Origin of the sequence: Streptomyces sp. NPDC093801, from assembly GCF_040701585.1 — a bacterium.
Lineage (GTDB): Bacteria > Actinomycetota > Actinomycetes > Streptomycetales > Streptomycetaceae > Streptomyces.
Window position 1 is genome coordinate 1 of the sequence record NZ_JBFBDP010000002.1, and the last position, 17525, is coordinate 17525.

Genomic DNA, 17525 nt, shown 5'->3' on the forward strand with positions numbered 1-17525 from the left:
ATGCGGACCTCGGACGCGGAGAGCTTGCTGCCGCCGTCGGCGGAGGCGCCGGCCGCCTTCGGCTCGTCCTTCTGCGCCTCGGAGCCGTAGCCGCACGCGGTGAGCAGCAGGGGGAGCGCCGCGGTGACGGCGAGGGTGCGCAGGGCGGTGAGCGATCTTGCGGCAGACACGGAGGTGTCCTCTCAGGGGATGGGGTCGCGGGAGCGGAGGAGGGCGCGGCGAAGCCGTCGGGGCGCACGGCACCCGCTCCCGGCCGCGGGCGGCGGGAGCGTGGTCGCGTGCGGGAAGGCCGTGGGCGGCGCGGGGCGGCCCGGGGCGGAGTCCGGCCGGTGCTGCGCGCGGGGGCGCGGCCAGGGCACGGCGGCCGTGCACTGCCCGCGCGGCCGGGCCTCGGGGCGGTTCAGGCAGGCGGACAGATGGCGCTGGCGGTACGGCCCAGGTCGATGTGCCGGCGGGAGACCAGGGGCAGTGGCAGGCCCGCACGGTGCAGTGCTCGCACGGCCGCCTCCTCGATTTCCTAGTTTTCCCACCTGGTTGGTAGGCATCTTGGCAGAGCGGAAGGGCGGCCCCAAGAGGCCGGTCACATGTTGGACGCCATCGTCTCGCGACGTGAGAAACCGCAGATGGGCCCGAGGGTCAGGGATTGGTCCAGGCGCCCGGGGCGTGGGCCAGCGCGGCGACGTCGGCGGGCAGGGCGGAGGAGGCGACGTCGGCGAGGGACACGCCGTCGAGGATCTCGCGGACATTGGCCCGCAGCGCCACCCACAGGGGGAGCAGCGACTCGGCGGGGCCGGTGTAGGAGAGGTCCGGCGGGCGGACCCCGCGCACCGAGACGAGCGGTCCGTCCACGACGCGGATGACGTCCGCGATGCTGATGGCCGCCGCCGGGCGGGCCAGCCGGTAGCCGCCGTTGCCGCCGCGCCGGCTGAGGACGAGACCGCCGCGGCGCATGTCGCCCAGGATGCCCTCGAGGAACTTGTGGGGGATGTCCTGGGCGTCGGCGATGGCCTCGGCCTTCAGCGGCCCCTCGTCCTGTGACGCGGCAAGCTGCAGTGCGGCGCGTACCGCGTAGTCCGCCCTGGCTGAGATCCGCATGCGGACATTATCCCGTACGGCAGCGGCCGCCCCGGTCCCGCGCGGGTGGGCCGCCGCGCGCCCCGCGGGCCGCGCGTCAGCGGAAGGCAGCCGCCACCGCGCGGTGGGAGCCGTTGAGGTAGTGCTCGCCGATGGAGCGCAGGCGGTGCGCCACCGGGCGGTGGGCCGTCAGGACGCGGGCGTTGCGCCAGAACCGGTCCAGGCCGGGGGCGTCGGCGAACTCCAGCACGCGGGCGGTGACGTGCAGGGCGGCCTTCGACGTCACGGTCTCGGCCGTGGCGACGAGGGCGGCGACGCCCGCGGCCTCCTCCGCGCCGAGCTGCCCGCCGCTGTCGAGGGCCTGCGCCATCACCTCCGTGGCCCGGTCCGCCACGGCGCCCGCCGTCTGGACGGCGGAGGCGAGTTCCCCGTAGGTCAGGAACAGGTCCGGGTCCTCGCCGGGCGCCCGGCGGGCCCGGCCGCCCCTGCTGAGGTCCCGTGCCTCGGTGAGCGCGCCCTCGGCCGTCCCGAGGCCCACGTGGCACAGGGCGAGGCGGAGCGCCGGCTCGGCGAGCGCGGTGAAGGGTGCGGCCGACTCCTCGTCGTGCGGCCGGCGGCCCAGCACCTGCCCGGCCGGGACGGCCACGCGGTCGCACACGACCTCTCCGGCTCCCGCGACGCGCTGGCCGAGGCGCTCGGGGGCGGGTTCGACGCTCACGCCCCGCGTGCCGGCCGGGACCCGTACCACCAGGACGTCGCCCGTCACGGCGCACACGGCGTCCAGCACGATCTGGTCGGCGGCGGCCACCGCCGTGTCCACGGGCCGGCGCCCCTCCAGGACGTACCCCGTGGTGCGCGGCCTCAGCGTGAGGTCGGGCCGGTCGACGTCCTCTTCGGGGGCGGGGGCGTGCACCGCGCCGGTCCACAGCCACTGCCGCCGCACCGATTCCTCCTCGAGGGCGGCGGCGCGCTCATCGTCCGCGTAGAAGCGTCCGCTCCACGCGTGCACGTAATGGCGGGCGAGGACCTCGCCGAGCGAGCTGTCGGCCGCGGCCACCTCCCTGATGACGGCGCATCCGGTACGCCAGTCCGTTCCGCGGCCGGAGCGGGGCGGGGTGAGGGCCGCGGGCAGTCCCGCCTCGCGCAGGCGGCCCGTCTCGTCGGCGGGGGGCCTGCCCGCCCGGTCGCGGGTGATGGCGTCCGCGGCCAGGTCCTCGGCCACGTCGCGCGCGGTGCGCAGGAGCGCGCGGCGCTGTGCGGCGGCGGGCGGGTGTCCGGCGGGGTGCGGGGCCGTCGGCACGGGCGTCACCGGGAGGCCCGTGCGCGGGCGTTCGGCGCGGGGGCGGGGCGGGCGGCGGAGGGCGGGGGGACGTCGGTGGTCATGTCGACTGCTCCGGGCGTTGTCGGGCCGCGCCGACCGGATGCCGGAGGTGCGGGGAGGAGGAAGGCTGGTGGGCAGGGTCGCGCCGTATCCGATCCCCACCTTTCCCATCGGATTGATAGGAATACTTCCCCGGATGCGGTCCCCGGGCAAGGGCGCGACCGCATGGCGGACGCAACGGTCTCGGGATGAGAGAAGATGCAGGTCGGAGGGGTGTCGATCCGGTCCCGGGGCGGAGCCGACGGCGGGACCCTCCGTCAGGGAAGGCCGGAACGCGCGGAGTTCGGCGGCGCACGGACGGGTGCGAGGAGGCTCCGGCGGGTCATGTGCCGTCAGGGAGACGTGACCGCACGGGTACCGGTCTTCCGGTGGAGGACCCGGGACGGAAACATGGCGGCCATGGCACGACCTTCCACCCCGCCCCCCGCGCCCGCCGACTCCGTCCCCGCCCGCCCGGGAACGGATACCCGCCCCGGACCCGGCGCCCGCCCCGGACCCGGCGCCCGCCCGGAAACCGGCGCCCGCCCGGAAACCGGCGCCCGCCCGGAAACCGGCGCCCGCCCCGGACCTGGCGCCCGCCCGGGCGCAGGCGCCCGCCCCGGACCCGATGCCCGCCCGGGCGCAGGCGCCCGCTTCCGGGGGCGGTTGCTCAGGACGGTGGCCGTGACCGTCCCCGCCTGCGTCCCCTTCGCGCTCGTGCTGGCCCTGGTGGAGGCGCGGTGGGCGCCGCTGAGCCGGCTCGACCGGAGCGCGGCCGAGCGGCTCCACACCGTGGCGCTGGAGGAACCCGCACGGGTGCGCTTCCTCGACTTCCTGACCCATGTCGTGTGGGACCCGGTGACCATGCGGCTGCTCGTGGCGGCGCTGGTGGTCTGGCTGCTCGTCCGGGGCGCGGTCCGCCTGGCGCTCTGGGCGGCCGTCACCGCCACGGCCGGCGGCCTGCTCGGCGCGCTGGTCAAGGGCGTGGTCGCGCGGGCCCGGCCCGGCCTGCCCGATCCGGTCTCCCACGCGCCCGGGTTCGCCTTCCCCTCCGGGCACGCCATGACGGCCGCCACCTCCTGCGCGGTGCTGCTGGTGGTCCTGCTCCCGCTGGTGTCCCGCCGCCGCCGTGCGCTCCTGTGGGGGCTCGCGGTGGTCTCCGTGGCGGGCGTCGGGTACACGCGGGTGGCGCTCGGCGTGCACTGGGTGAGCGACGTCCTCGGGGGCTGGCTGCTCGGCCTGGCCCTGGTGGCCGCGACCGCCGTGGCCTTCGGGGCCCGGCGGGCGTCCCTCGCACACGCGCGTGGTGCGTGCGGGACCCCGTACGGGGTCCGGCTCGCGCGCCTGCGTGCCCTCCGGGCGCACGGGCGCCGTCCCGGCCCCCCGGGCGAGTCCGCCTGAATCGGCCATCCGGGCCCGGCCGCGAAACGCGGCCGCCACGCTTCCGGTTCGGGCGGAATCCCTCCGTCCGTGCTCGATCGTCGCGAAAACAGACCAACTCCGCTCTTCTCGGCGCCGCGCGGCCGGGCGGCGGGCAGTCTCGGCCACACTCCCCGGCGCCCCTTGCGCCGACGGGGAGGAACCGTGGTGAACTGGCAGGGCCGCAACCGATCAGGTGCGTGAGCGCCACTGCCGGTCCGGGCCAGGGTCGAACAGCACCGCCGCTTCGAGAGCGCACCGCCGGGTGCGCGGCAGGCGGGTGCGCCCCCGGGAGACACCGGCCGGTGTCCGCCCGTACCGGCCTCCCCCCGCCTCCCCCCGCCTCGCATCCCGAATGGAGCGATCGTGCAGCACGGTCCCGACATGCCCGAAACCCCCTACGAGGAAGTGGCCGTCACCGGCGGAGCCGGTTTCGTCGGCCGACACCTCGTCACGGCCCTCAGCCTGCTGTCCCGGAAGGTCACCGTCGTCGACCACGCCCCCCTCCCCGCCGAACTCGCGGCCCTGCCCGGCGTCTCCCACGTCCGCGCCGACCTGCGCGACTACGGCGAGACCTTATTGGCCCTGCAGGGCGCCGACGCCGTGTTCCACCTGGCCGGCAACGCCAGCGGCACCGAGTCGGTCGCCGACCCCCGCCGCGACTTCCACCTCAACGCCCTGGCGACCTGCAACGTCGGCAACGCCTGCCTGGAACTGGGCGCGCGCCGCCTCGTCTACCTCTCCTCCGCCATCGTCTACGGCACCCCGCTGCACAGCCCGATCCGCGAGGACCATCCCACGCAGCCCTTCCTGCCCTACGGCGCCTCGAAGCTCTCCGGCGAGCTGACCCTGCGCAGCCTGTACGCGACGGCCGGGCTGCCCGTCGTCATCGGACGGTCCTTCGTCGTCTACGGTCCCGGAGAGGACCCGCGCCGGGCGGGCGGGGAGGTCTCGCAGTTCCTGCGCTGGCACCTCAACGAGCAGCCCATCCCGGTGGTCGGGGACGTCGACCGCAAGCGCCGCGACTTCATCCACGTCGAGGACCTGTGCCGGGCCCTGATCGTCCTGGCCGGCCGGGGCGCCGACGGCGAGACCTACAACCTGGGCACCGGCACCGCCGTCTCGATGCGCGAGCTGGCCGACGCGGTGGGGGCGGCGACCGGCCGCCCCGCGCTGCTGGACGCCGACACCTCCAGCCTCGCGGACAGCTTCACGCTCCTGGCCGACGTCACCCGTCTGACCGGGCTGGGCTTCGCTCCGCGGGTCACCCTCGCCGCGGGCCTCTCCGGCCTGGCCGCCCTGCTCGGCCCCTTCCCCGAGACGCCCTCCGCCAGGGCGGTGTTCCGCCGCGAGACCCCGGCCCGCCGCCGGCCGGCGCTGACCGCGGCCGGCGCGGCCGGTGAGGAGGCCGGGGCGTGCTAGCCGTCGACGGGGGCTCCCCCCTCCTCTCCGCGCACGAGTCGGCCCCCTGGCCGCACATCGTCGACGCCGACCGCAAGGCCGTGCTCGACGCGCTGGACCAGGCGACCCCCTGGCACTGGCCGATGCGCACGGTGAACGACCTGGAAGCCGCCTGGGCCGAGTTCACCGGCATGCCCCACGTCCTCGCCGCCAACTCCGGCACGGCGGCCCTGCACATGGCGATCGCCGCCGCGGGCGTGGAGCCGGGCGACGAGGTGCTCGTCCCGGCCGACACCTTCCTGGCCTCGGCCTCCTGCGTGCTCCAGGCCAACGCCATCCCGGTGTTCGTCGACACCGACCTCGCGACGTTCAACCTCGACCCGGCCCGGATCGAGGAGCGGATCACCGACCGCACCCGTGCGGTCGTCGCCGTGGACCTCAACGGCCTGCCCGCCGACTACGAGGCCCTGCGGGCGATCACCGACCGGCACGGGCTGGTCCTCATCGAGGACGCCTCCCAGGCCCACGGCGCCGAGTACCGGGGCCGCCCGGTCGGTTCCCTCGGCACGATGAGCGGCGCCAGCCTCAACGGGTCCAAGACCCTCTCCGCACTCGGTGAGGGCGGCCTGTTCGCGACCCGCGACGAGCAGCAGCACCGGCTGGCCCGGCGGGTGCTGATGTTCGGTGAGGAGCTCCCCGGCCAGAGCCGCGACTACAACGCCCGCATCATGGGCTGGAACTACCGCATCGACGTCCTCGCCGCCGCGTTCGCCCGCTCCCAGCTCACCCGGCTGCCGCGGATGTCCCTCGTCCGGCAGGCCAACGGCGCCGCCCTCACGCAGGCCCTCGCCGGGGTGCCCGGCATCCGCCCGCCCGTCGTGCCCGAGGACCGCACGCACGTCTACTTCTTCTACCCGCTGCTCGTCATGCCCGAGGACATCGGACTCGACGGCCTCCCCGTCGCCGCCTTCCGCGACGCGCTCGCCCGGGCGGTCAACGCCGAAGGCCTGCACATCATGCGCTGGCAGCCGCAGCCCGTCCCCGGGCAGACCCTCTTCCGGGAACTGCGCGGATACGGCCGGGGGTGCCCCTGGAGCTGCGGGCACGCGACCCCCGGACACCGCTACGATCCCGCGCAGTACCCCGTGAGCGAGGAGGTCTGCCTGCGCCGCCTGGTGCTGGGCCAGAGCTTCAGCTCGTTCGGCCCTCCCAACGACGTACGGACGATGCACCGCTACGCAGAGGTCCTGTACAAGGTCCTCGTCGAGGAACGGGAGGCGCTGATCGCCCTGACCCGGCGGACGGCCGACGCGGCGCGGTAGGCGGACGGCCGCTCCTCCCGCGCCGGAGCGCGGGGGGGACCGGCCGCGCACGGACCGGCACGAACGACGAAGGGACGAGGTACATGCGCAACGAGCCCGGGACCGCGGCCGGACGCACCACGGCCTCCGCCCGCGGCCGGAGCCCGAGCCCGCGCGCGATGCGGGCGGCCGTCTGCGCGGTCTTCTTCGTCACGGGCGCCGCCTTCGCCACCTGGGCGGCCCGGGTCCCCGCCGTCCAGGACCGGCTGGACCTGTCCGCCGGGGAGCTGGCCGTGGCCCTCGTCGGCCTGAGCGGCGGCGCCTTCCTCGGACTTCCGCTGGTCGGCGGCCTGGTCGCCCGGTTCGGCAGCCGCACGGTCCTGTGCGCCGGCATGGCCGCCTACCTGGGCGCCCTCGCGAGCCTGCCCCACGTCCCCGGCCTCGCGGCGCTGACGGCCGCCCTGGCCGTGTTCGCGTGCGGCAACACGGCCGTCGACGTCGCGATGAACACCCAGGGCGTCCTCGTCGAACGGGCCTGCGGCCGCCCCGTCCTCGGCGGCTTCCACGCCATGTTCAGCCTCGGCGGGATCGCCGGCGCCACGGCGGGGGGCCTCGCGGCCGCCGCCGGGATCGGCATCCGGGCGCACTTCACGGTGGCGGCCCTGCTCCTGCTGGTGGTGGCGGGGGCGGCGGCCACGGCCCTGGCCCCCGATCCGCCGCCGGCCGGGGGCCCGTCCCGGAGGGACCCGCTGCTGGCCCTGCCCGGGCCGGGCCTGTGGGTGCCGGGCCTCGTGGCGTTCTGCGCGCTGATGGGGGAGGGGGTCGTCAACGACTGGGGCGCGGTGTACCTGAAGGAGGAGACCGGCGCCTCGGCGGGCGCGGCGGGCCTGGGGTACGCCGTCTTCTCCGCGGGCATGGTCGTCGGACGCCTCACCGCCGACCGGCTGCGGGCCCGCCTCGGGACGGTCGCCTTCACGCTCCTGTGCGCCGCGGTGGCGGGCGCCGGGGCCCTCGTCCCGATCCTCGCCGCGACGACGGCGGCGGGCTTCGTCGGCTACGCCCTGCTGGGCCTGGGGATGGCCGCGGTCATCCCCCTCGTCTTCGCCCACGCGGCCGCGCTGCGGCCGGAGCGCACCGGGTCCTCCATCGCCGCCGTCTCGGCGGTGGGCTACGTCGGCTTCCTCGCGGGACCGCCGGTCATCGGCGTCCTCGCGGAGGCGACGGACCTGCGGTGGGCGATGCTGGTGCTGCCGGCGCTGATGGCGGCGATGGCGGCGCTGGCCCCTGGCCTGCGCCGCCCCTGATCCGCTCCGCCGGCTACTCGACCTCGGCCCAGTCGAGGGTGCGCTCCACGGCCTTCTTCCAGCCCGCGTACCCCTCGGCCCGCTGCTCCTCGGACCACTGGGGCTCCCAGCGCTTGGACTCCTGCCAGTGGGTGCGCAGTTCGTCCGTGTCCCGCCAGAAGCCCGTCGCCAGGCCCGCGGCGTAGGCGGCGCCGAGCGCGGTCGTCTCGGCGACGACCGGACGGCTGACCGGCACACCGAGGACGTCGGCCTGGATCTGCATGCAGAGGTCGTTGGCCGTCACGCCGCCGTCGACCTTGAGCACGTCCAGGTGGACGCCCGAGTCCTGCTCCATGGCCTCCACCACGTCGCGGCTCTGGTAGCAGATGGCTTCCAGGGTGGCCCGGGCCAGGTGGCCGTTGTCGTGGTAGCGGGCGAGGCCGACGATCGCGCCGCGGGCGTCGGAGCGCCAGTACGGGGCGAACAGGCCGGAGAAGGCGGGCACGAAGTAGATGCCGCCGCTGTCCTCGACGGTCGAGGCCAGGCGCTCGGTCTCCGCGGCATCGCTGATGATCTTCAGCTGGTCGCGCAGCCACTGGACCGCGGACCCGGTCACGGCGATGGAGCCCTCCAGGGCGTAGACCGCCGGCTGCCCCGCGAACTGGTAGGCCACGGTGGTCAGCAGGCCGTGCTGGGACCGGACGAGTTCGGTGCCGGTGTTGAGCACCAGGAAGTTGCCGGTGCCGTAGGTGTTCTTGGCCTCGCCCGGGGCGTAGCAGACCTGGCCGACGGTGGCCGCCTGCTGGTCGCCGAGCACCCCGGTGATGGGGATGGCGGCCCGCAGCGGCCGGGAGGTGCGGGCCTGTCCGTACGCCTCGGGATCGGAGGAGGGGTTGATGGTCGGCAGCATCGACCGCGGCACGCCGAAGAAGCCCAGCAGCTCGTCGTCCCAGTCGAGGGTCTCCAGGTCCATGAGCATGGTGCGGCTGGCGTTGGTGACGTCGGTGGCGTGGATGCCGCCGTCGGGGCCGCCGGTGAGGTTCCACAGCACCCAGCAGTCGGTGTTGCCGAAGAGGGCGTGCCCCTGTTCGGCGGCCTCGCGGACCCCGTCGACGTTCTCCAGGATCCACTGGATCTTGCCGCCGGAGAAGTAGGTCGCCGGCGGCAGCCCCGCCTTGCGCCGGATCACGTCGCCCCGGCCCGAGCGGTCCAGCGCCGCCGCGATGGAGTCGGTGCGGGTGTCCTGCCAGACGATGGCGTTGTAGTAGGGGCGGCCGGTGCGCGGGTCCCAGACGACGGTCGTCTCCCGCTGGTTGGTGATGCCGATGGCCGCCAGGTCGGTCGCGGAAAGGTTTCCGTGCCGCAGGGCGTTCTGGATCACGGAGTTGGTGCGCTCCCAGATCTCGACCGGGTCGTGCTCGACCCACCCCGAGCGGGGCAGGATCTGCGAGTGCTCCAGCTGGTGTCTGGCCACCTCGCTGCCCGCATGGTCGAAGATCATGAAACGGGTGCTGGTGGTGCCCTGGTCCACTGCGCCGACGAAGTCAGCCATGGGTTGCCGCCTCTCTTGGTCCCGAACTGCGGGTCGGCTCAGCTCTCGTCCGGTACCGGCACCCGTCCCGCGGGTTCCGGTTCGGCGGTCGGCAGGTACCGGCCGATGAGGAACTTGTACAGGGCCGCGCCCAGCAGGCCGCCGATCAGCGGGCCGACGATCGGCACCCAGAAGTAGAAGTTCCCGTACTGGTCGCGCCACGCCCCTCCGTAGCCGGTGAGGAAGCTGGCCAGCCTGGGGCCGAGGTCGCGCGCCGGGTTGATGGCGTAGCCCGCGTTGGTGCCCCAGGCCATGCCGATCGCGACCACGATGAGGCCGACGATGAACGGGGCGAGGTTGGCGCCCGGGGGCGTGTTGAGGAGGTCCGTGACCGCGAGGATCAGCAGGAGCAGGATCGCCGTGCCGATGATCTGGTCGCGCAGCGCCCCCCATTCGGTGACCGGAAGGTTCGTGTTGCCGTTGGCCGGCAGCGTCGAGAAGACGCCCTGCGTCTTGATGGTGTGGGTGGGGTCCGCCTTCGCCAGTGCCTCGCTGTAGTTCCAGCGCACGATGAGGGCGGCCACGAACGCACCGGCGATCTGGGCCACCACGTAGGGGCCCACGCGCTTCCACGGGAATCCCTTGAACGCCGCCAGCGCGACGGTCACCGCGGGATTGAGGTGGGCGCCGCTCAGCCGGGCGGCGACGTAGACGCCGAGGGTGACGCCGAGGCCCCAGGCCCACGCGATGCTGTCGTGGTTGCCCAGGCCGCCCGGCGGATTGGTGAGGGCGCCGCCGGCGACCACCTGGGCCACCACGCCACAGCCGAAGAGGATGAGGATCATCGTTCCGGCGAACTCCGCAGAGAGCTCGCCGACCAGTCCCGATCTTTTGAGCCGCGCCGCCATGGGTGCCCGCTTCCCGCCGGCCAGAGACCGGCCGTCGACTGCCCCGAGTCCTCTAGCGACATCGTAAGTCCGGCGGGGGCATCGGGCGCGGGCACCGGCACGGCGCCCCGGGGAACGCCACGGCTCCCTACCGGCGGCCCCCTCCGGGGGCGTGGCCGCGCAGGGCGGCGAGTGCCGCGTCGAGGTCGGCGGTGCGGGGCCGGTTGCGCGGAAGACGGGCGAGGAGGGCGGCCATGCCGCAGGTGCCGGTGAGGGCGGAGACGGCGAGGCCGCCGGCCACCCCGGCGGCGAGGAGCAGCAGGAGGGGGTGGACGAGCAGGCCGAGTGCGAGGCCGAGCAGGACGAGGGCGCCGGCGGTGAAGCGGACCTGGCGCTCCATGCTCCAGCCGGGACGGCCGGCGGGGGCCTCGGGGCGGTGCAGCGCGTGTCCGGCGGAGGCCCATGCGGCCGTGCCGCCGACGAGGGTCGCGGCGGGCACGCCGTGCTCGGCCAGCCGGGCGCAGGCCTTCGCGGACCGGACGCCGGAGGCGCACACGACGAGGACGCCGCCGCGTTCCGCGGCGCGCCGTACGTCCGGGACGGCCCGCCCGAGCCGGTCCAGGGGGACGTTGAGCGCGCCGGGGAGGTGGCCGGAGGCGTACTCGGCGGGGGTGCGCACGTCGATGACGGTGAGTCCGGCGAGGCGCGCCCGGGCCCGGTCGACGTCCAGGGCGGCGGGGGTGGGGGCGGGGGTGGGGGCGTTCATGGCAGAGGTGGTCCTTCGTGGTCGACGTCGCCCCGAACCGGGACGTACAGTACCCCTGGGGGTATCTCGGAGGAGTGATGGTGGAACTGGAGCTTGAGGGCACCGAGCTGAAGGCCGTGCTGAACCGGCTGCGGCGTGCGCAGGGTCAGATCGCCGGCGTGATCCGGATGATCGAGGAGGGGCGCGACTGCGAGGACGTCGTGACGCAGCTCGCCGCGGCCTCCCGGGCGCTCGACCGGGCCGGTTTCGCGATCATCGCGACGGGCCTGCAGCAGTGCGTGGCCGACGCCCGCGACGGCCGGGTGGACGGGGAGGACCCGCAGGCGATGCGGGCCCGGCTGGAGAAGCTGTTCCTGTCGCTCGCCTGACCCCCGGCAGCGGTCCGTTCACAGCGCCGCGTCCAGCAGCATGAACGCGGCCACGCCCAGCAGCACCAGGGCGAAGGCCCGTTGGAGGGCGGGGCCGGCGATCCGGGCGGCGAGCCGCTTCCCGTCCAGGGCCCCGAGGACCGCGGTCCCCGCGAAGGGCGCGACGACGGCCCAGTCCAGGCCCTGCGCCGCCCCCGACCGGGTCGCCAGCGCGGCCAGGGAGTTGACGGTGATGACCAGGAGGCTGGTGGCCACCGCGTGGCGCATCCGCATGCCCAGGACGCCCACCAGCGCGGGCACGGCGAGGAAGCCGCCGCCCACACCGAGGACGCCGGTGACCGCGCCGAGTCCGGCCCCGGCGGCCGCTGCCCGGCCCGGCCGGACCGGGGCGGCGCCGCCGGCCGCCGGGGCGGTCCGCAGCATCCGGACCGCCGCGCCCGCCGCCACCAGGGCGAACGCCCCCGTCAGCAGGGCGCCGGGGATCCGGGCGGCCAGCGCGCCGCCCAGCATCGCGGGACCGAGCCCGGCGGCCGCGAACAGCAGCCCCGTACGCCACCGCACCTGCCCGTCGCGGGCGTGCGCGGCCAGGGCGACGGCCGAGGTGGCGGCGACGACGGCCAGTGCGGCGGTGGTGGCCGCGACCGGAGTGAGGCCGAGCAGGTAGATCAGGGCGGGGACGGCCAGGACGCTGCCGCCGCCCCCGAGCGCCCCCAGGGCCAGGCCGATCACCGCGCCGGCGGCCAGGGCGAGTACGAGCCCGGTCATATCGCGCCGCCGTCCCCGCGGCTGCGGTTCCCGCCGGGGCCGTCCGGTGGTCGTCCGAGGATGTTCATGTCCGTCTTCCGTTCGTGGTGCGCAGGGGGGGTGCGGACGGGCGCCCGCACCCGGGCCGCAGGGCGGTCAGGACCGCCGTACGACCAGTCCGGCCCGCTCGGCCGCCTCGAAGGAGTCGTCCACCGCGACGACCTCGCGGCCGGCGGCGTCCAGCAGGGAGGCGGCGATCGCCGCGCGCATGCCGCCCGCGCAGTGCACCCACACCTCGCCCTCCGGCAGCCGGCCGAGGCGCCGGGGCAGGGTGTGGAGCGGGATGTGGAACGAGCCCTCGATGTGCCCCTCCCGGCGCTCCGAGTCCCGGCGTACGTCGAGGACGACGAAGCCCGGCGCAGCGCGCCGCCGGTCGGCGAGCTCGGCGAAGGTCGCCCGCGGGAACGAGGCCGGCGCCTCGCCCGGGCGCAGCCAGTCCGCGGGTGCGCCGGTGGCCGCGGCGGCGGGGCGGTCGATGCCGACCCGGACGAGCTCGCGCTGCGCGGCGGCCAGCTGTGCGGCCGACCCGGCGAGCAGGGTGACCGGCTTGCCCCACGGGATCAGCCAGGCCAGGTACGTGGCGAGCTGCCCCTCGGCCTCGAAGTTCAGCGAGCCGGCGACGTGCCCTTCCGCGAAGGCGACGCGGTGGCGCAGGTCCACCACCCACTCGCCCGCCGCCAGACGCGCCGCGATCTCGTCTGCGTCGGCCACCGCGGGCGGGGTCAGGTCGACCGGGGCGGGCCCGGCGGCGTTGACCGGCCCCATGTGGGCGTAGTACGCGGGGATGTCGTCCAGCCCCGCCAGGAGGTCGGCGACGAAGCTCTCCACGTCGCGGGTGAACGCTCCGTTGGAAGCCTTCTCCCTGCCGATGGTCGTGGTGTCGCCGCCCTCCGCCTGCGAGGACGAGCAGAAACTGCCGAAGCCGTGCGTGGGCAGCACCGGGGTCTCCTCGGGCAGTTCGGCGGCCAGCCGGTGCGCGGACGCGTACTGCGCCCGGGCCAGTCCCCGGGTCAGGCGCGGCTCGACGAGGTCGGGCCGCCCCACGGAACCGATCAGCAGGGAGCCGCCGGTGAACACCGCGACGGACGCGCCGGCCTCCTCCAGCACGTACGAGGTGTGGTGCGGGGTGTGGCCGGGGGTGGCCAGCGCGCGCAGGGTCAGCCCCGCACCCGTGTCGACCTCGACGCGGTCCCCGTCGTGCACCGGGACGTGCGGGTGCGCGATCCGGGCCGCGGCCGGCACCAGGTAGGCGGCGCCGGTGAGCCGGGCGAGCTCCGGGCCGCCGCTCACGTAGTCGTTGTGCACGTGGGTCTCCACGACGTGCGAGATGCGCACCCCGCGCCGGGCCGCCGCAGCGATCAGCCGGTCCACGTCGCGCGGCGGGTCCACGGCGACCGCCGTCGCCTCCCCGCCGGCCAGATAGCTCCGGTTGCCGAGCCCGGACACCTCGATCGTGTCGACGAAGAACACGGCCTGCTCCCTTCCTGTGACTGCGGCGCACTGTGCGCGCCCTGCGAAAAATTACCCCCCGGGGTATGTCTTCGACGGTAGCACAGATACCCCCAGGGGTATTTTCGGGCCAGGGTCGCCCCCTTCCGGGCGGGGTGTGCGGGGCCCGCATCCGGCTCCGCGGGCATACGATCGGCGGCACCGGTCGGGCACATGAGGAGCGGCGATGAGGGCGGACGGCGAGGACCCGCAGGGTGCGGCGCGGGAGATCCGGGCCGCCCTGTCGGCCGCGGCGGACCCGGACCGCGCCGCACGGCAGCGCGCCTACCTGCGCAGCGACCTCCACCACCTGGGCGTCGCCGTGCCCGACATGCGGCGCGCGGTCACCCGTACCCGCCGGGGGCTCGGAGCGCGGCCGGCCCCCTGCGTCCTCGCGCTGGCCGCGGAGCTGTGGTCCGTCCCCGACGGCGCGGGCCGCACCGTGTACGAGTACCGCTGGGCGGCCGTCGAACTGCTGGTGCAGTACGCGCGGGCCCTGGACGCCGCGCACCTCCCGGCCGTCGAGGCCCTGCTGCGCGAGTGCCGCACCTGGGCCCTCGTCGACCCGCTGGCCGTGCACTGCGCCGGCGCCGTCGCCCTGCGCGACCCGGCCGCGGGGGAGGCCCTGGACCGCTGGGCCGCGGACCCCGACTTCTGGCTCCGCCGCACGGCGCTCCTGGCCCTGCTGCCCGCGATCCGCGCCGGCCGCCCCGACACCGCCCGCCTCACGCGCTACGCGGACGCCCTCGTCGACGAGCGGGAGTTCTTCATCCGCAAGGCCCTGGGCTGGGTGCTGCGCGAACTGTCCACCCGTGACCCCGGGTTCGTCCTGGACTGGCTGGGGCGGCACGGAACCCGCGTCGCCCCGCTCACCCGCAAGGAGGCCCTGCGCCGCCTCCCGGCCCCGGCGCAGGACCGGACGGCCCCGCCGGCCCGGGCGGATCCGCCTGCCTAGGCCGAGCGCAGCCGGGTGGCCGCGGCCTCGGCCTCCCGCACCACCCGGGCCGTGTCGACGTCGACCAGCCGGCCGCCGAACTTCAGGGCCCGCCCCTCCACGAACACGGCGTCGACGTTCTCGGGGCGCCCGTTGAAGACGAGCTGGCCGGTCCAGTCGAAGCGCGGGGCGAAGTTCAGGGCGGCCGGGTCGATGACCAGCAGGTCCGCCCGCTTGCCCGGGGTCAGGGAGCCCACCCGGTCCGCCAGGCAGATGACCTCGGCGCCGCCCAGGGTGGCCATCCGCAGGACGTCGTGCACCTGCGGGAAGACCCCGGACTCGGTCGTGCGCACGCGCTGCAGTCCGATGGCGGCCTTCATCAGGGCGTGGAAGTCCGAGGTGTCGTTCGTCCCGCCGTCCAGGCCGAGCCCCACCTTGACGCCGCAGCGCCCGAGTTCGGACAGCCGCATGATGCCGGAGGCCAGCCGCATGTTGCTGAGCGGGCAGTGGGCCAGCCGCACGTCGTGCGCGGCGACGGCGGCGATCTCCGCGTCCGTGAGGTGGACCGCGTGGTTCATCAGGAGCCGGGGGCCCAGGGCGCCGATGTCGGCGAGGACGCCGACGGGATCGTCGGCGCGCTGCTCGGGGCGTTCCAGGACGTGGGAGTTGAGCATGACCCCCAGCTCCTGCGCGGTCTCCCAGTGGGCGCGGTTGTCCGACTCGGCCGCCCGGGCCGCGTGGGTGGCGATCTGGAAGGAGCCCAGCGGCACCGGGTCGACGAGCTCCCGTTTGACCTTGGCGGCCAGCACCCCGTCGGGCGCCGGCGGGTACATGGCGTACGCGAACCGCAGCCCCGTGCCGGCCAGCGCCCGTACGTAGCTCTCGATCAGGTCGTACGAGAAGATGTCCACCCAGTCCACCAGCGTGGTCACGCCCGACTGCAGGGCGTCGAGCGCGGCGAGCCGGACGAAGCTGTGGAGGGCCCCGGGGGTCAGCCGGCCGCGCTGGGGGTCGGTGCACGCCCGGAACCAGCCGAACAGGTCCCGGTCGGTGCAGCCGCCGCGGATCATCGCCTGCCAGAGGTGGTTGTGGGTGTCGACGAACCCCGGCATGACCAGCTTGCCCGAGGCCTCCACCACCCGGGTGCCGGGCGGCGTCGGCAGCGCCGTGCCCACGGCGGCGACGGCGCCGCCGCGCATCAGCACGTCGGCGTGCTCCAGGGCGCCGAGCGGGCCGCTGCCGACGGCGGGGTCCATGGTGAGTACCAGGGAGGCCCCGCGGAGCAGGACCGCGCGGGCGTCCCGGGCGGGCGGGGCGGGCGGGGCGGTGGGCCGGTCGCGCAGCTCGGGGCGGGGGGCGGCGGCCAGGGCGAGCGGTGCGGCGGCGGCCAGGCCGAGGCCGGCGAGGAGACCGCGACGGGTGGGGGCCGGCGGCGGAGTGGGGACCGACTGCATGGCGTGTTACCTCCCGGGGCTCAGAACGGAAGGCCGCCCGGGCGGGACGCACTGACGGAGCGCCGGACCGGGCGGGAGATCACACGCAGCATGCCCATCGGACGGCCATTCGATAGACGTGAGTGGAAAACTTTTTCCGAATCGGGCCCGTGCCGCGCCACCGGGCGCCCCCCTGTCCCGTGCGGCCGGGTGCGGCGGCGCGGGGGGAGGAGTGGGTGGAGACCGCCCGCCCGCGGAAAACGGGTTGGGCGGGAGCCGGTCCCCGCGTAGTGTGCCGAGCCTCCACCGAAATCGAGAATCGAGAGACATTGCCGAGAACCGCCAAGGGCATCGAGGTCGAAGGCACCGTGGTCGAGTGCCTGCGCAACGCGACCTTCACCGTGCAGCTCCAGAACGGGCACCAAGCGCTCGCGCACATCAGCGGGAAGATCCGCAAGAACTACATCAAGATCCTTCCCGAGGACCGGGTGCTCGTGGAACTGAGCCCCTACGACCTGACGCGCGGCCGGATCGTCTACCGCTACCGCACCTGAGCGGCGGGGCCGTGCCGGCCCGCACGGGACCGCCGGACCGGCGCCGTCCACCGCGGAACGGCCGCCTCCCCGGTGGGGGAGGCGGCCCTCCTCAGGGCGTGCGCGGGTCCGGCCCGCCCGGCCGCCTCAGCGGCTCTGCTCGGCCGGAACCGCGAGGCCCGGCACGGTCCGGCCCACCGGCGGTCCCGTCCGGCGGGGCCTCGACGCGGGGTCCGGCAGACGGGCCAGCCTGGTGCTGATCATCGACGCCGCGCGGCCGACGGCGTCGCACAGCGGGGGGATCAGCTTCGCGTCCAGGGCGGTCGCCGCCACGGCGGCCACCACCTGCCCGGACGCCGAGAAGACCGGAGCCGCCACGCACGACAGCGCATCCACGCACTGCTGGTAGTCGAACGCGAGCCCCCGCTCACGGATCCCGGCCACCTCCCGCACCCAGGCGGCCTCCGTCCACCCCGCCGGCCGCTCCGCTCCCGGGGCCGACGCCGCCAGGATCAGTTCGGCCGCACTGCCGGGCGGCAGCACGACCCCGGAGCGCAGCGGGAAGACCTCGTCCACCTCGCCCCGCATGCCCCCGACGACGGCGATCTGCCCCGCTTCGGGCACCGACAGGCTCAGGCTCACCCCGCCTCCGCCGACCGCCGCGAGCTCCCGCAGCGGCTGGGCCGAGGCGGCCCGCAGCGCCCGCGCCGGATGCCAGGCCTGCCCCAGCCGGAACGTCCGCGGGCCCAGCCGGTAACGGCCCTCGTGGCTCTGCACCGCGCCCAGGGCGACCAGCTGCCCGAGCAGCCGGTGGGCGGTGGCCTTGGGCAGCGCGGCATCGGTCGCCAGCCGCGTCAACCCGACCTCGTCGTCGTGTGCCAGTACCTCCATCAAGGCGAACGCGCCTTCCAGCACGCCGCGTCCCTCTGCGCCGGATCGCGCC

At 75.6% G+C, this 17525-nt stretch carries 17 protein-coding genes; 7 read left to right on the top strand and 10 right to left on the bottom strand.

From position 1 onward, the window contains the following. Positions 1 to 400: 400 nt before the first annotated feature. The 3 genes from AB0469_RS01755 to AB0469_RS01765 all read right to left on the bottom strand — a co-directional run bounded on the left by AB0469_RS01755 (position 401) and on the right by AB0469_RS01765 (position 2374). Positions 401 to 499: a putative leader peptide gene (locus AB0469_RS01755; RefSeq protein WP_366449300.1), complete on the bottom strand. Its 99-nt coding sequence runs from the start codon at positions 497 to 499 to the stop codon at positions 401 to 403. Between the two features lie 137 nt (positions 500 to 636). Then, positions 637 to 1095: an Rrf2 family transcriptional regulator gene (locus AB0469_RS01760; RefSeq protein ID WP_366449301.1), complete on the bottom strand. Its 459-nt coding sequence runs from the start codon at positions 1093 to 1095 to the stop codon at positions 637 to 639. Positions 1096 to 1171: 76 nt separating this feature from the next. Continuing rightward, positions 1172 to 2374, bottom strand: coding sequence for an acyl-CoA dehydrogenase (locus tag AB0469_RS01765; protein ID WP_366449302.1), 1203 nt, complete (start codon positions 2372 to 2374; stop codon positions 1172 to 1174). Between the two features lie 738 nt (positions 2375 to 3112). Here AB0469_RS01765 and AB0469_RS01770 point away from each other — a divergent pair. The 4 genes from AB0469_RS01770 to AB0469_RS01785 all read left to right on the top strand — a co-directional run bounded on the left by AB0469_RS01770 (position 3113) and on the right by AB0469_RS01785 (position 7859). After that, the gene (locus tag AB0469_RS01770; protein ID WP_366449303.1) at positions 3113 to 3835 is read left to right on the top strand and encodes a phosphatase PAP2 family protein; all 723 of its coding nucleotides are present in this window, start codon (positions 3113 to 3115) and stop codon (positions 3833 to 3835) included. 402 nt (positions 3836 to 4237) lie between these two features. After that, the gene (locus AB0469_RS01775) at positions 4238 to 5275 is read left to right on the top strand and encodes an NAD-dependent epimerase/dehydratase family protein (RefSeq protein ID WP_366449304.1); all 1038 of its coding nucleotides are present in this window, start codon (positions 4238 to 4240) and stop codon (positions 5273 to 5275) included. Beyond that, a complete protein-coding gene (locus tag AB0469_RS01780; protein WP_366449305.1) occupies positions 5269 to 6576 on the top strand; it encodes a DegT/DnrJ/EryC1/StrS family aminotransferase in 1308 nt (435 codons plus the stop codon). The genes AB0469_RS01775 and AB0469_RS01780 overlap by 7 nt, the downstream gene beginning before the upstream one ends. Positions 6577 to 6659: 83 nt before the next feature. Beyond that, positions 6660 to 7859 carry an MFS transporter gene (locus AB0469_RS01785; protein WP_366449306.1) on the top strand — a complete coding sequence of 400 codons (1200 nt, stop codon included), beginning with the start codon at positions 6660 to 6662 and terminating at the stop codon, positions 7857 to 7859. Between the two features lie 13 nt (positions 7860 to 7872). Here AB0469_RS01785 and glpK read toward each other — a convergent pair whose 3' ends face one another. The 3 genes from glpK to AB0469_RS01800 all read right to left on the bottom strand — a co-directional run bounded on the left by glpK (position 7873) and on the right by AB0469_RS01800 (position 11022). Continuing rightward, positions 7873 to 9390, bottom strand: coding sequence for a glycerol kinase GlpK (glpK, locus tag AB0469_RS01790; RefSeq protein ID WP_366449307.1), 1518 nt, complete (start codon positions 9388 to 9390; stop codon positions 7873 to 7875). A gap of 38 nt (positions 9391 to 9428) precedes the next feature. Continuing rightward, the gene (locus AB0469_RS01795; RefSeq protein WP_366449308.1) at positions 9429 to 10277 is read right to left on the bottom strand and encodes an MIP/aquaporin family protein; all 849 of its coding nucleotides are present in this window, start codon (positions 10275 to 10277) and stop codon (positions 9429 to 9431) included. A 127-nt stretch (positions 10278 to 10404) separates the two neighbouring features. After that, on the bottom strand, positions 10405 to 11022 hold the full coding sequence (locus tag AB0469_RS01800; protein ID WP_366449309.1) for a rhodanese-like domain-containing protein: 618 nt from the start codon (positions 11020 to 11022) through the stop codon (positions 10405 to 10407). 80 nt (positions 11023 to 11102) lie between these two features. On the opposite strand from AB0469_RS01800, the gene AB0469_RS01805 reads away from it, so the two are divergent. Further along, on the top strand, positions 11103 to 11390 hold the full coding sequence (locus AB0469_RS01805) for a metal-sensitive transcriptional regulator (RefSeq protein ID WP_042818119.1): 288 nt from the start codon (positions 11103 to 11105) through the stop codon (positions 11388 to 11390). An 18-nt stretch (positions 11391 to 11408) separates the two neighbouring features. On the opposite strand, the gene AB0469_RS01810 is transcribed toward AB0469_RS01805, so the two are convergent. After that, positions 11409 to 12155: a sulfite exporter TauE/SafE family protein gene (locus AB0469_RS01810; RefSeq protein WP_366449310.1), complete on the bottom strand. Its 747-nt coding sequence runs from the start codon at positions 12153 to 12155 to the stop codon at positions 11409 to 11411. Positions 12156 to 12290: 135 nt separating this feature from the next. Further along, entirely contained in the window at positions 12291 to 13664 is a 1374-nt protein-coding gene (locus tag AB0469_RS01815) for an MBL fold metallo-hydrolase (protein ID WP_366449311.1), read from the bottom strand. A 205-nt stretch (positions 13665 to 13869) separates the two neighbouring features. Between AB0469_RS01815 and AB0469_RS01820 the strand changes: the two genes are divergently transcribed. Continuing rightward, positions 13870 to 14637: a DNA alkylation repair protein gene (locus AB0469_RS01820; protein WP_366449312.1), complete on the top strand. Its 768-nt coding sequence runs from the start codon at positions 13870 to 13872 to the stop codon at positions 14635 to 14637. Here AB0469_RS01820 and AB0469_RS01825 read toward each other — a convergent pair. Continuing rightward, positions 14634 to 16070, bottom strand: a complete 1437-nt coding sequence (locus tag AB0469_RS01825) for an amidohydrolase family protein (protein ID WP_366449313.1) — start codon at positions 16068 to 16070, stop codon at positions 14634 to 14636. The two genes, AB0469_RS01820 and AB0469_RS01825, sit on opposite strands and share 4 nt — an antisense overlap. 308 nt (positions 16071 to 16378) lie before the next feature. Here AB0469_RS01825 and infA point away from each other — a divergent pair, with 308 nt between their 5' ends. Continuing rightward, the gene (infA, locus tag AB0469_RS01830; RefSeq protein WP_042816044.1) at positions 16379 to 16603 is read left to right on the top strand and encodes a translation initiation factor IF-1; all 225 of its coding nucleotides are present in this window, start codon (positions 16379 to 16381) and stop codon (positions 16601 to 16603) included. Between the two features lie 126 nt (positions 16604 to 16729). Here infA and AB0469_RS01835 read toward each other — a convergent pair whose 3' ends face one another. Next, positions 16730 to 17497: a helix-turn-helix domain-containing protein gene (locus AB0469_RS01835; protein WP_366449314.1), complete on the bottom strand. Its 768-nt coding sequence runs from the start codon at positions 17495 to 17497 to the stop codon at positions 16730 to 16732. Between the last annotated feature and the right edge of the window lie 28 nt (positions 17498 to 17525).

Bases quoted from the DNA above. Each gene is read 5' to 3' on its own strand.
- glpK (WP_366449307.1), bottom strand. From the start codon at position 9,390: ATGGCTGACTTCGTCGGCGCAGTGGACCAGGGCACCACCAGCACCCGT.
- AB0469_RS01775 (WP_366449304.1), top strand. From the start codon at position 4,238: ATGCCCGAAACCCCCTACGAGGAAGTGGCCGTCACCGGCGGAGCCGGT.
- AB0469_RS01785 (WP_366449306.1), top strand. From the start codon at position 6,660: ATGCGCAACGAGCCCGGGACCGCGGCCGGACGCACCACGGCCTCCGCC.
- AB0469_RS01820 (WP_366449312.1), top strand. From the start codon at position 13,870: ATGAGGGCGGACGGCGAGGACCCGCAGGGTGCGGCGCGGGAGATCCGG.
- AB0469_RS01760 (WP_366449301.1), bottom strand. From the start codon at position 1,095: ATGCGGATCTCAGCCAGGGCGGACTACGCGGTACGCGCCGCACTGCAG.
- AB0469_RS01825 (WP_366449313.1), bottom strand. From the start codon at position 16,070: ATGCAGTCGGTCCCCACTCCGCCGCCGGCCCCCACCCGTCGCGGTCTC.
- AB0469_RS01795 (WP_366449308.1), bottom strand. From the start codon at position 10,277: ATGGCGGCGCGGCTCAAAAGATCGGGACTGGTCGGCGAGCTCTCTGCG.
- AB0469_RS01810 (WP_366449310.1), bottom strand. From the start codon at position 12,155: ATGACCGGGCTCGTACTCGCCCTGGCCGCCGGCGCGGTGATCGGCCTG.
- AB0469_RS01800 (WP_366449309.1), bottom strand. From the start codon at position 11,022: ATGAACGCCCCCACCCCCGCCCCCACCCCCGCCGCCCTGGACGTCGAC.